Origin of the sequence: Kitasatospora herbaricolor, assembly GCF_030813695.1 — a bacterium.
Classification (GTDB): Bacteria; Actinomycetota; Actinomycetes; order Streptomycetales; family Streptomycetaceae; genus Kitasatospora; species Kitasatospora herbaricolor.
Map to the genome: position 1 here is coordinate 5978260 of NZ_JAUSVA010000002.1, position 12773 is coordinate 5991032.

General features: G+C 74.0%; 7 protein-coding genes. All 7 read left to right on the plus strand.

Going from position 1 to position 12773, the window contains the following annotated elements; translation table 11 throughout:
• The first annotated feature begins 3 nt into the window (after nucleotides 1-3).
• The 7 genes from gatA to J2S46_RS26460 all read left to right on the plus strand — a co-directional run bounded on the left by gatA (nucleotide 4) and on the right by J2S46_RS26460 (nucleotide 12770).
• The gene (gene gatA / locus J2S46_RS26430; protein ID WP_191289565.1) at nucleotides 4-1497 is read left to right on the plus strand and encodes an Asp-tRNA(Asn)/Glu-tRNA(Gln) amidotransferase subunit GatA; all 1494 of its coding nucleotides are present in this window, start codon (nucleotides 4-6) and stop codon (nucleotides 1495-1497) included.
• Nucleotides 1494-1733 (plus strand): hypothetical protein, encoded by a 240-nt coding sequence (locus J2S46_RS26435; protein ID WP_079198072.1) that lies wholly within the window; start codon nucleotides 1494-1496, stop codon nucleotides 1731-1733. Before gatA ends, J2S46_RS26435 begins: the two co-directional genes overlap by 4 nt.
• A gap of 78 nt (nucleotides 1734-1811) precedes the next feature.
• Entirely contained in the window at nucleotides 1812-3323 is a 1512-nt protein-coding gene (gatB, locus tag J2S46_RS26440; RefSeq protein ID WP_191289566.1) for an Asp-tRNA(Asn)/Glu-tRNA(Gln) amidotransferase subunit GatB, read from the plus strand.
• 245 nt (nucleotides 3324-3568) lie between these two features.
• Nucleotides 3569-3787 carry a hypothetical protein gene (locus tag J2S46_RS26445; RefSeq protein ID WP_191289567.1) on the plus strand — a complete coding sequence of 73 codons (219 nt, stop codon included), beginning with the start codon at nucleotides 3569-3571 and terminating at the stop codon, nucleotides 3785-3787.
• Between the two features lie 131 nt (nucleotides 3788-3918).
• Nucleotides 3919-7041, plus strand: a complete 3123-nt coding sequence (locus J2S46_RS26450) for a helix-turn-helix transcriptional regulator (protein ID WP_229912618.1) — start codon at nucleotides 3919-3921, stop codon at nucleotides 7039-7041.
• Between the two features lie 584 nt (nucleotides 7042-7625).
• Nucleotides 7626-10577: a putative bifunctional diguanylate cyclase/phosphodiesterase gene (locus J2S46_RS26455; protein ID WP_229912629.1), complete on the plus strand. Its 2952-nt coding sequence runs from the start codon at nucleotides 7626-7628 to the stop codon at nucleotides 10575-10577.
• A 339-nt stretch (nucleotides 10578-10916) separates the two neighbouring features.
• A complete protein-coding gene (locus J2S46_RS26460) occupies nucleotides 10917-12770 on the plus strand; it encodes an acetolactate synthase large subunit (protein WP_191289569.1) in 1854 nt (617 codons plus the stop codon).
• The last annotated feature ends 3 nt before the right edge of the window (nucleotides 12771-12773 follow it).

A 12773-nucleotide genomic window follows, 5' to 3' on the forward strand; every position in this document is an offset into this window, starting at 1 on the left:
CCCATGACCGACCTCATCCGTTACACCGCCGCCGAGACCGCGTCGGCGATCGCCAAGGGCGACGTCAGCGCCGTCGAGGTGGCCCAGGCGCACCTGGACCGGATCGACGCCGTCGACAAGCGGGTCAACGCCTTCCTGCACGTCGACACCGAGGGCGCGCTGAGCGCGGCCCGCGCGGTCGACGCGAAGCGCGCCAAGGGCGAGGAGCTCGGCCCGCTGGCCGGCGTCCCGCTCGCGCTCAAGGACGTCTTCACCACCAAGGGCGTCCCGACCACGGCCGGCTCCAAGATCCTCGAAGGCTGGGTGCCGCCGTACGACGCGACGCTGACCGGCCGTCTGAAGGACGCCGGCATCGTCATCCTCGGCAAGACCAACATGGACGAGTTCGCCATGGGGTCCTCCACCGAGAACAGCGCCTACGGCCCGACCGGCAACCCGTGGGACCTCTCCCGCATCCCCGGCGGCTCCGGCGGCGGCTCGGCCGCGGCGCTGGCCGCCTTCGAGGCGCCGCTGGCGATCGGCACCGACACCGGCGGCTCGATCCGCCAGCCCGGCGCCGTCACCGGCACGGTCGGCGTCAAGCCGACCTACGGCTCGGTCTCGCGCTACGGCCTGATCGCCTTCTCCTCCTCGCTGGACCAGGGCGGCCCCTGCGCCCGCACGGTGCTCGACACCGCGCTGCTGCACGAGGCCATCGCCGGGTACGACCCGCTGGACTCCACCTCGATCAACGCGCCGGTGCCGGCCGTGGTCGAGGCCGCCAAGCTGCGCGACGTGCGCGGCATGCGGATCGGCGTGGTCAAGGAGTTCGCCGGCGAGGGCTACCAGGCCGGCGTGATGCAGCGCTTCAACGAGTCGGTGGAGCTGCTGCGCGAGCTGGGCGCCGAGGTCGTCGAGGTCTCCTGCCCGTCCTTCACCCTGGCGATGCCGGCGTACTACCTGATCGCGCCGAGCGAGGCCTCCTCCAACCTGGCCCGCTTCGACGCCATGCGCTACGGCCTGCGGGTCGGCGACGACGGCACCCGCTCTGCCGAGGACGTCACCGCCCTCACCCGCGAGGCCGGCTTCGGCCCCGAGGTGAAGCGCCGCATCATCCTCGGCACCTACGCGCTCTCCTCGGGCTACTACGACGCCTACTACGGCTCGGCGCAGAAGGTCCGCACGCTCATCTCGCGGGACTTCGACGCGGCCTTCGCCGGCGTGGACGTGCTGGTCTCCCCGACCACCCCGACCACGGCCTTCCCGATCGGCGAGCGCGCCGACGACCCGCTGGCGATGTACCTGGCCGACCTGTGCACGATTCCGTCCAACCTCGCGGGCAACGCGGCCATGTCGCTGCCCTGCGGGCTCGCTCCGGAGGACAATCTCCCGGTCGGCCTGCAGATCATCGCACCCGCGATGGCGGACGACCGCCTGTACCGCGTGGGCGGCGCCGTCGAGGCCGCACTCAACGACAAGTGGGGGCACACCCTGCTGGAGGAGGCACCGGCACTGTGAGCAGCATCGCGAAGGCCAAGGGTTTCAAGCACTCGAAGCCCGGTCTCTGGCTCTCCCTCGGGACGACCGCGTTCGGTGCGATCTCGATCGCGAAGGACGTCCGGAAGGCCCAGGACGAGCACGACAACCTGAAGCTGATCAACGCCGTGGTCGGCGCCCTGGCCCTGGTCACCGGCGCCGCGCTGCTGATCCGCGAGCTGAAGCAGCTCGGCGACGACGACGTACTGCTGGGCTGAGAGGCCCGCCCGGGCCCGGCCCCCGACACCGGGGGCCGGGCCCGTACCTCCGAAGACTTTTTTAGTGAAGGGGACGCTGTGAGCGTCAGTAACCTGGTCTCCTACGACGACGCACTCGCCTCCTACGACCCGGTGATGGGCCTTGAGGTCCACGTCGAGCTGGGCACCAAGACGAAGATGTTCTGCGGGTGCTCGACCGAGCTGGGTGCCGAGCCGAACAGCCAGGTCTGCCCGACCTGCCTCGGCCTGCCCGGCTCGCTGCCGGTGGTCAACGCGGTCGGCGTGGAGTCCGCCGTCAAGATCGGCCTCGCCCTGAACTGCGAGATCGCCGAGTGGTGCCGGTTCGCCCGGAAGAACTACTTCTACCCGGACATGCCGAAGAACTTCCAGACCTCGCAGTACGACGAGCCGATCGCCTTCAACGGCTACCTCGACGTGCAGCTGGAGGACGGCGAGATCTTCCGGGTCGAGATCGAGCGCGCCCACATGGAGGAGGACACCGGCAAGTCCTCGCACATCGGTGGCGCGACCGGCCGCATCCACGGCGCCTCGCACTCGCTGCTCGACTACAACCGGGCCGGCATCCCGCTGATCGAGATCGTCACCAAGCCGATCGAGGGCGCCGGCGCCCGCGCGCCCGAGGTCGCCAAGGCGTACGTCGCCGAGCTGCGCGAGCTGATCAAGGCGCTCGGCGTCTCCGAGGCCCGGATGGACAAGGGCCAGATGCGCTGCGACGTCAACCTGTCGCTGCGCCCCAACGGCACCGAGAAGTTCGGCACCCGCTCGGAGACCAAGAACGTCAACTCGCTGCGCAGCGTCGAGCGGGCCGCCCGCTTCGAGATCATGCGGCACGCCACCGTCCTCACCGACGGCGGCACCATCGTCCAGGAGACCCGGCACTTCCACGAGGAGGACGGCTCCACCACGGCCGGCCGGATCAAGGACAACGCCGAGGACTACCGGTACTTCCCCGAGCCGGACCTGGTGCCGATCGCGCCCGCCCGCGACTGGGTCGAGGAACTGCGCGCCGCCCTGCCCGAGCTGCCCCGGGTCCGCCGGGCCCGCCTGCAGGGCGAGTGGGGCCTGTCGGACAAGGACATGCAGTCGGTGCTGAACGCCGGCGCCGTCCAGCCGATCCTGGAGACCATCGCCGCGGGCGCCCCCGCCGACCAGGCCCGCAAGTGGTGGATGGGCGAGCTGGCCCGCCGCGCCAACGAGACCGGCACCGACCTCGCCGAGCAGCCGATCACCCCGGCGCAGGTGGCCCGGGTCACCGCGCTGGTCGCCGAGGGCAAGCTCAACGACAAGCTGGCCCGCCAGGTCATCGAGGCCGTGCTGGCCGGCGAGGGCGAGCCGGACGAGGTCGTCGCCGCCCGCGGCCTGGCCGTCGTCTCGGACGACTCGGCGCTCGGCGCGGCCGTCGACCAGGCCATCGCCGACAACGCCGCCATCGCCGACAAGATCCGCGACGGCAAGGTCGCCGCGGTCGGCGCGCTGGTCGGCGCGGTCATGAAGGCCACCCGCGGCCAGGCCGACGCGGCCCGCGTGAAGGACCTCATCCTGGAGCGCCTCGGCGTGGAGGCGCAGTAGGCACCCTCCTAAGGCCCCCTTAGGCCCCGCCGGCGACGGCGGGCCCCCGGGTGGGCCCGGGTAAGGCACCGGAGCCCGTACGTACCCCGTTCCCACGGGTGCGTACGGGCTCCCGCCGTGTCCGGGCACCCCCGGCTAAGGCCCCCGGGGCCCGGAAGATGCGGCAGGCTGCCGATGTGGTGCACCCCCCTGGGGGAGGAGGCTCTTCCCAGGACGAAGAAGCGTCCTCAACCGAGGGGAACACCATGATCGAGTACGAGCTCATCCAGCAGCGGACCCAGGAACTGCGGGTCAGGGCCGAGCGCGAGCGCATGGTCCGGGCCGCCCGGACCGACGGGGCCGGCCGCACCGACGGCCTGCTCGGCCGCTTCGCCGGAGCGGTGCGCCGCACCACCGCCGCCCGGCCGCAGGCCGAGCCGCGGGTCGCCCGCCCGGCCCGCACGGCCCGCGCCGAAGGATGCTGACGGACCGGCACACGACAGGTGCCACCGTGCAGGACGAGGGGGAGGACGCCACCGGCGCCTCCCCCTCGGGCCGCCCGGCGACCGCAATAACTACTCGGCCCGCCGCCGGGCCCTGTGGCATGCTCTGGCCCATGCAGCAGATATCGGTGAGTCCCGTCTTCGTCGGCCGTGACCCCGAGATCACCACCCTGACGGACGCGCTGCGCCGGGCCGGCGAGGGCCGCCCGCAGGCCGTGCTGATCGGCGGCGAGGCCGGCGTCGGCAAGACCCGCCTGCTGGAGGAGTTCCTCGACCAGGCCTGCAACGTCGGCCCGGGCGGGGCCGGCACCGTGGTCACCACCCTCGGCAGCTGCCCCGAGATCGGCGCCGAGGGCCTGCCGTACGCGCCGCTGGTCACCGCGCTGCGCCGGCTGCACCGCTCGCTCGGCCCCGAACTGGAGGCCGCCGCCGCCGGGATGGAGGGCCATCTCGCCCGGCTCTTCCCCGACTTCGGCGAACCCGACGGCGGACCCAACGACGAGCACGGCCGGGCCCATCTCTTCGAGCACACCGCGCGCCTCTTCGAACGGCTCGGCGCCGACCGCACACTCGTCCTCGCCGTGGAGGACCTGCACTGGTCCGACCGCTCGACCCGGGAACTGCTCGCCTACCTGCTGCGCACCCTGCACCGCAGCCGGGTCCTGATCGTCGCCACCTACCGCACCGACGACCTGCACCGCCGCCACCCGCTGCGGCCCTTCCTGGTCGAGCTCGAACGGCTGCGCACCGTCCAGCGCGTGGAGCTGGAGCGCTTCGTCCGCGGCGAGGTGGCCGAGCAACTGGCCGGCATCCTCGGCACCGCCGCCCCCGACCGCGAGCTGGTCGACCGCATCCACCGCCGCTCCGAGGGCAACCCTTTCTTCGTCGAGGAGCTCGCCACCTCCTTCCAGAGCGGCTGTTCGGCCGGCCTCACCGACTCCCTGCGCGACATCCTGCTGGTCCGGGTGGAGGCCCTGCCGGAGGACACCCAACGGGTGGTCAGGATCGCCGCCGAGGGCGGCTCCTACGTCGAGCACGCGCTGCTCGCCGCCGTGCTGGACGACGGCGAGGAGGCGCTGATCGAGGCGCTGCGCACCGCCGTCGGCGCCAACATCCTGCGCCCGGACACCGACGGCGACGGCTACCGGTTCCGGCACGCCCTGGTCCGTGAGGCGGTCTCCGACGACCTGCTGCCCGGCGAGCGCCACCGGATCAACCGCCGCTACGCCACCGCGCTGGAGGAACAGCCCGCGCTGGTCGGCCCCGACGTCCGGCCGGCCCGGCTGGCCAACTACTGGTACCACGCGCACGACAGCGCCCGGGCCCTGCCGAGCGCGCTGGACGCCGCCCGGGCGGCCCGCCGCCGCAACGCCTTCGCCGAGCAGCTGCGGATGCTGGAGCGCGCCCTGGAACTCTGGGACCAGGTCTCCGCCGAGGTGCTGCAGAACACCCTTCGCCCCCACGACTGGGCCGAGACCTACCCGCCGTGCGGCTGCGCCCCCGGCACCCACGACAACACCTGCGAGCAACTGCAGCTCGTCGACGTGCTGGCCGAGGCTGTGGTCGCCGCCCGCCGCAGCGGGGACCGCGACCGCGGCCTCAGCCTGGCCAAGCGGGCCCTGCACCTGGTGGACGAGACGGCCGGCCCGGCCCGCGCCGCCTGGTTCCGGATGTACCGCTCCCGGATGCTCGGCCACCTCAACCGGCCCGGCCACGACGAGGAGCTCGCGTACGCCCGCCGGCTGGTCGAGGGCCTGCCGCCGTCCGCGGTGCAGGCCGAGGTGCTGGCCCTGGACGCCGCCGCCGGGATGCTCAGCAACCCCACCCGGCAGCACATCGAGCTGGCCGAGCGGGCGGTGGAGATCGCCCGGCAGGTCGGCGCCTGCGACGTCGAGCAGCACGCCCTGATGACGCTGGGCACCCTGCGCAGCGAACTCGGCAAGGACCCGGAGGCGGCCGTCGCGCTGCTCACCGAGGCGGTCGCCGCCACCAGGACGGCTGGCGCCTCCCCCGACCTGCTGCTGCGCGGGCTCAACAACCTGGCCAGCCTGCTGCACTCGCAGGGCCGCTCGTACGAGGCCGCCGAGTACGCCCGGGAGGGGCTGGAGGCGGCCGGCGGCACCGGGCTGCTGCGCAACACCGGCGCCATCCTCACCGGCAACCTGGCCGAGGCGCTGATCGCCACCGGGCGCCCGCAGGAGGCCGCCGAGCTGCTGGAGGCCTCGGAGACGGGCCGCCCGAGCGGCACCCACGCCGAGTTCCTGGACCGGCTGCGCGCGGACCTCGCCCTGATGCGCGGGGACGTCCGGGCCGCGTCCGGGCTGCTCGCCCAGGCCCGCGCCTCGCACCGGTTGGGCCAGCTCCAGCACACCCTGCCGATCGCCCTGCTGGCGGTCGAGGTCGCCACCCGCACCGGGCAGCCGCTGACCGCCAGGGCGGAGCTGCTCGCGGTGCTTGACGGCGAACTCCCGGCCGGGGGAGAGGCACTGCTGCTCCCGCTGCTGGCGCTGGCGGCCGGCGCCGAGGCCGACTCGCGCGGCCTGCCGGCGGCGGACCAGGAGCGTCCGGCGGTCCTGGAGCGGATCGCCGCGGCCGCCGCCGGGCTGACCCCCAAGGTGCCGCTGCACATCGGCTGGGCCCGGCTGCTGGACGCCGAGCTGGCCCGCGCGGTGGGCGCCGACACGCCCGAGCACTGGACGGCGGCGCTCGATCCGCTGCGGCGGACGGGCCTGCCCTACCCGCTGGCCCTGGCCCTGCTCCGGGCGGCCGGGGCCGAGGCCACCGCCGGTCGCCGGGACGCGGCCGCCGCACTGCTCCGGGAGGCCGCCGGGCTGGCCGGCCGCCGGGGGGACGTCTTCCTCCTCGGCGAGATCGGCCACCTCGCGGACCGGGCCGGCCTCGACCGAGCGACGATCGAAGGCCCGGCGCGTCCGGCACCGGCCGGCGACGCCGACCGGGCCGGGGCCGACACGCCCGGCGGCGCGCCGTCGCCGGGCGTGTCGGCGACGGCCGAGGCGCTCGGTCTCACCCCCCGTGAGCGGGACGTGCTCCGGTTGCTCGCGCTCGGCCGGACCAACCGGCAGATCGCCGAGGAACTGTTCATCTCCCCCAAGACCGCGAGCGTGCACGTGTCCAACATCCTGGCGAAGCTGGCCGTGACCGGCCGCGGCGAGGCCGCGGCGATGGCCCACCGGCTGCGGCTCTTCCCCGACACGCTCATCCCGGCGGCGCGCTGACGGCCGCCGGGAGCGCCGGCCGGCCGCCGCCGTGCTCCCGTGCGCGCCGTGTGAGCCCCTGGGCGGGCGCCGCCGCCGAATGGGGTGGATCCGCCCGGAACAGGCCTGTTTCCGCACGCTTCGACCATTACTCTAAGTGGAGTGTGCGTGTCATTGAGTGACGGAAGTGGTGTAGTGTCCCGGTTGGGAACATCGGTGCGGCGCGGCGGTCCCAGGGCCGCCGGCACCCTGGGCCACCGCCCTGACGGGGTGCCGGGTCACTGTGCGCGGCGGGTGGCCCATGGCCACACCGGTCGGCGGCGCGGCCCACGCCCGGATGCCGCCAGGCCCCGGGCCGGAGGGGGAGATGTCCAGTGAGCTCCACCGATGCGGTGCTGCCCGGGCCGGCCGGCTCCGACGCCCCCGAGGACGGTCCTCCCCCCGCACCGGGCCCGCAACCGGGCCCCGGCCCCGAGTACCCCTGCGCCGGACCGGACGCGTATCCGGCCGCGGGCCCGAACGCGCACCCCGGCCCGTTCCGGCCGACCGGCCGCATCCCCGGTCCCCGACCGGCCGCCGAGTCCCACCGGGCCCGGCTCCGCGGACTGCTGCGCAACCCCCGGCTGCCCGGCGCCCTGCTGGCGGCGCTCTGCCTGGCGTACGCCCTGGGCGCCGCCGTCGGCTGGGGCTCGCCCGGGCTCGCCGTCTTCATGGGTGACTTCGGCCTCGCCGCCGCGGCCCTGGCCGCCACCCTCTCCTGCCTGGTGCACGGCTGCACCGTCGGCGGCCACCTGCGCCAGGCCTGGTTGCTCTTCGGCCTCTCCTCCGCCATGGTGGCCTTCGGGAACGGCACCTGGGGCTGGTACGAGGTGGTGCTCGGCACCACCCTCCCCGAGGACTCGCTCGCCGAGTACGCCTTCCTGCTCTTCGCCCCGCTGGCCATCACCGGCCTGCTGGTGCTCGCCCAGCGCCCCCGGACCGCCGCCGGCTGGGTCTACCTGGTGCTGGACGGCTGGCTGGTGGCCGGCTCGCTGTTCACGCTCAGCTGGAGCCTGGCCCTCGGACGCACGGCCGAGGGCGAGACCGGCGACCCGCTGCGCCTCGCCCTCGGCCTGGCCTACCCGGTGCTGGACATCCTGCTGGTCAGCCTGGTGGTCGGCCTGCGGTTCCGCAGCCGGGACGGCAACCGGGCGGCCGTGCACACCGCCATGGTGGGCCTGGCCCTCACCGTGGTCTGCGACGCCCTGTTCACCTCGCCCGAACTGCGCAGCAGCTACCACTCCGGCGAACTCCTGGACGCCGGCTGGTTCGCCGGCAGCCTGCTGCTGGCCTGGGCCCCGTGGTCGCCGCGCCGGCGCCGGCCCAGCCGTGAGCACCCGTCGGCGGCCGGCGCCCCGCTGCGCCGGGTCTCGACCACCTTCAGCGCGCTCACGCCGTACGTCGCCGCGGCGGTCTGCACGGCGGGCATCCTGTACAACGCCCTCGGCGGCCACGCGCTGGACCGGGTGGTCGCCTCGGCGGCCTGCACCGTCGGGCTGGCGCTGATCCTGCGTCAGGGCGTGATGCTGCTGGACAACCTCTCGCTGGCGCAGGAACTCGCCCAGAAGGAGGCGCACTTCCGCTCCCTGGTGCAGGGCTCCAGCGACGTCATCATGATCGCCGGGGCGAACGGCGTGCTCTCCTACGTCAGCCCGGCTGCGCTGCGGGTCTACAACCGCGACCCGGCCGAACTGGTCGGCGGGAACCTGCTCAACCTGGTCCACCCCGACGACGTGGACCGGGTGCTGCTGGAGGTACGCCGGCTGCTGGTGAAGTGCCAGCACACGGCCCACCGCACCCCCGGATCCCCCGAGCCCTCGGCCCGGGTCGAGTGCCGGATCCGCTCGGGCAGCGGCGAGTGGCTGCACGTGGAGTCCACCGTCAACCGCTACCGCGAGGGCCTGATCCTCAACAGCCGGGACGTCACCGAGCGGGTGATACTCCAGGCCCAGCTGCAGCACAACGCCTTCCACGACCCGCTCACCGACCTGCCCAACCGGGCCCTGTTCGCCCAGCGGGTGCGGGCCGCGCTCGGCGAGCGGGCCGCGGCGGAGCGGGCCGAGGGCCGGCCGCGCGGGGAGCGGGCGGCCGACGGCGCCACCGTCGCGGTGCTCTTCCTCGACCTGGACGGCTTCAAGGCGGTCAACGACACCGCCGGGCACCAGGTCGGCGACGAACTGCTGGTGCAGGCCGCCCGGCGGCTGCAGAGCGTGGTGCGCTCCGGCGACACGGTGGCCCGCTTCGGCGGGGACGAGTTCGCCGCCCTGGTCTGCGGGCGGCTGGGCCGGGTCCAGGTGCAGGAGCTGGCCGAGCGGCTGCGCTCGGCGCTCTCCGAGCCCTACTGGATCGGCGGCGCCGAGCTGGGCGTCGCGGCCAGCATCGGGATCGCCTTCGCGGCGCCGTCCCGGGCCGCCGCCGCGGACCCGAAGGCCGCCACCGACGAGCTGATGCGCAACGCCGACCTGGCGATGTACCGGGCCAAGTCCGAGGGCAAGGGCCGGGTGGTGCTGTACTCCCCGGGCATGCGGGCCGACCTGGAGCGCCGCAGCGAGCTGGAGGAGCGGCTGCGGGTGGCCGTCCGGGAGGGCGGCTTCACCCTGCTCCACCAGCCGGTGGTGGACCTCACCACCGGCGCCGTCGCCGCGGTCGAGGCGCAGGCCCGCTGGCGCTCGGCGCAGGGCCTGCTGCTCACCCCGGCGGAGTTCCTGCGCAGCGCCGAGCAGGGCGACGGCGCCACCCGGTTCTCCCGGTGGCTGGTCCAGGAGGTGGTGGCCGCCGCCGCCCTGCGCGGGGCCGCCCAGGCGCGCCCACGGGGTGCGGCCGTCCCGGTGTCGGTGCGGCTCTCCGCGGAGCGGCTCTGCGCCCCGGGGATGTACGAGACCATCGCGTCCGCGCTGCGGGACACCGGCCTGCCGGCCGCGCAGCTGGTCATCGAGGTGGCCAGGACCGGCCCGGACGCGACGGCGGACGAGCTGGGCCGGCGGCTGACCGCGCTGCGCCGGCTCGGGGTGTCCACCGCGATCGCGGGCTTCGGCGCCGGCGGCGGCTCGCTGGGCGCGTTCGCCCGGCTCCCGTTCGACTCGCTGAAGCTGGACCGGACGCTGGTCCAGGACCTCGCCGAGTCGGCGCTCAGCCGCGCGCTGGCCGGCCACGCCTTGCGGCTCGGCCGGGACCTCGGCCTGGTCACCGCCGCGGAGGGGGTGGACCTGCCGCGCCAGGTGGTGGTGCTGCAGGAGCTGGGCTGCCGGCAGGGGCAGGGCACCGCCTTCGCGCAGCCGATGGACGAGCAGCGGCTGCGCCGGGCCCTGGGACGGCGGGTCTACCCGCTGCCGAGACCGCTCGGAGCGCTGTCGGCCCGCCGCGCGTACCTGGCCGCAGAGGCCCGTTCGGGTGGCCGGACGGAGCCCGGACCGGGGCGTGTCGTACATCACCACGTGGCCTCCGACCTGCCGGAACGCCGCTCGGTGGGCGGTCCGGGACATGGTCCGCATGGTGAGACCGCCGTCCCACCCGCTTGACACTCGACACCGCCCGGGAGGAAGGTCGTTGCCATGCGCACCCGAATTCTCGTACTTGGCGGGCGCGTCGGCTGAGCGGGCTGAGACGCCCCGCTCGTGACAGACCGACGCGCCACCCCTCGCATGCCCTGGGCACGAGGGGTTTTTTGTTGCACTGACACCCGGTGCGGCACAGCTGTTGAAACACTGCAAGACCACTGACCATGAGGTCCGCACCTCCCGTTCCGACGGGAACAGGCGGACGATTGAGGCAGAGCCGGCGACCGGCCCACCCAGGCATCCCTCTCCTCTGGGAGGGCACACCACCGGGGCCGGCAGAACCCGAGAAGAGACAGGCAGATGACTGAGCACGCCGCATCCCCCCGCCGCGGGGACACCCCGGCCGCCCACGCGCCGGGTCCCCAGCACGTTGTCGAGACCATGACCGGCGCGCAGTCGCTCATCCGCTCGCTGGAGGCCGTGGGCGCGGACACCGTCTTCGGGATCCCGGGCGGGGCCATCCTTCCCGCGTACGACCCGCTGATGGACTCGCAGAAGGTCCGTCACATCCTGGTCCGCCACGAGCAGGGCGCCGGGCACGCCGCCACCGGCTACGCGCAGGCCACCGGCCGGGTCGGCGTCTGCATGGCCACCTCGGGCCCCGGTGCGACCAACCTGGTCACCCCGATCGCCGACGCCTACATGGACTCCGTCCCGCTGGTCGCGATCACCGGCCAGGTCGCCTCCAAGGCGATCGGCACCGACGCCTTCCAGGAGGCGGACATCTGCGGCATCACGATGCCGATCACCAAGCACAACTTCCTGGTGACCGACCCGGCCGAGATCCCCCGGGTGATCGCCGAGGCCTTCCACATCGCCGCCACCGGCCGCCCCGGCCCGGTCCTGGTCGACATCGCCAAGGACGCGCTGCAGGCCACCACCACCTTCCGCTGGCCGGTGGAGACCTCGCTGCCCGGCTACCGCCCGGTCACCAAGCCGCACGCCAAGCAGATCCGCGAGGCCGCGAAGATGCTGGTCTCCGCGAAGAAGCCGGTGCTGTACGTCGGCGGCGGCGTGCTCAAGGCGAACGCCACGGCCGAGCTGCGGATCCTCGCCGAGCTGACCGGCGCCCCCGTCGTCACCACCCTGATGGCGCTCGGCGCGTTCCCCGACAGCCACCCGCAGCACCTGGGCATGCCCGGCATGCACGGCAGCGTCCCGGCCGTCACCGCGCTGCAGAAGTCGGACCTGCTCTTCACCCTCGGCGCGCGCTTCGACGACCGGGTCACCGGCAAGCTGGACAGCTTCGCGCCGTACGCCAAGGTCGTCCACGCCGACATCGACCCGGCCGAGATCGGCAAGAACCGCCCGGCGGACGTGCCGATCGTCGGTGACGCCCGCGAGGTGCTGGCCGACCTCATCGTGGCCGTCCAGGCCGAGTTCGACGCCGGCCACAAGGCCGACTACACCGACTGGTGGGTCAAGCTCAACGAGTGGAAGACCACCTACCCGCTGGGCTACGAGCCCGCCCCGGCCGGCGGGCTCGCCCCGCAGCAGGTCATCGAGCGGATCGGGCAGCTGGTCGGCTCCGACGCGATCTACGCGGCGGGCGTCGGGCAGCACCAGATGTGGGCCTCGCAGTTCATCAGCTACGAGAAGCCGGCCACCTGGCTGAACTCCGGCGGCGCGGGCACCATGGGCTACGCCGTCCCGGCGGCGATGGGCGCCAAGGCCGGCCGGCCCGAGGCCACGGTCTGGGCCATCGACGGCGACGGCTGCTTCCAGATGACCAACCAGGAGCTGGTCACCTGCGCGCTGAACAACATCCCGATCAAGGTCGCCGTCATCAACAACGGCTCGCTGGGCATGGTCCGCCAGTGGCAGACCCTCTTCTACAACCAGCGCTACTCCAACACCGTCCTGCACGCGGGCCCGGAGCACGACGGCATCGCCGCACCGGCCCAGGGCACCCGGATCCCGGACTTCGTGCTGCTCTCCGAGGCGATGGGCTGCGTCGGCCTGCGCTGCGAGCGCCCGGAGGACCTGGACGCGGTGATCAAGCAGGCGATGGAGATCAACGACCGCCCGGTCGTGATCGACTTCATCGTGCACCAGGACGCCATGGTCTGGCCGATGGTCGCGGCCGGCACCAGCAACGACGAGATCCTCGCCGCCCGGGACGTGCGCCCGGACTTCGGCGACGACCTCGACTGACCC

Coding starts and splice junctions, on each gene's coding strand:
- gatA (WP_191289565.1), top strand. CDS start 4: ATGACCGACCTCATCCGTTACACCGCCGCCGAGACCGCGTCGGCGATC.
- J2S46_RS26445 (WP_191289567.1), top strand. CDS start 3,569: ATGATCGAGTACGAGCTCATCCAGCAGCGGACCCAGGAACTGCGGGTC.
- J2S46_RS26450 (WP_229912618.1), top strand. CDS start 3,919: ATGCAGCAGATATCGGTGAGTCCCGTCTTCGTCGGCCGTGACCCCGAG.
- J2S46_RS26460 (WP_191289569.1), top strand. CDS start 10,917: ATGACTGAGCACGCCGCATCCCCCCGCCGCGGGGACACCCCGGCCGCC.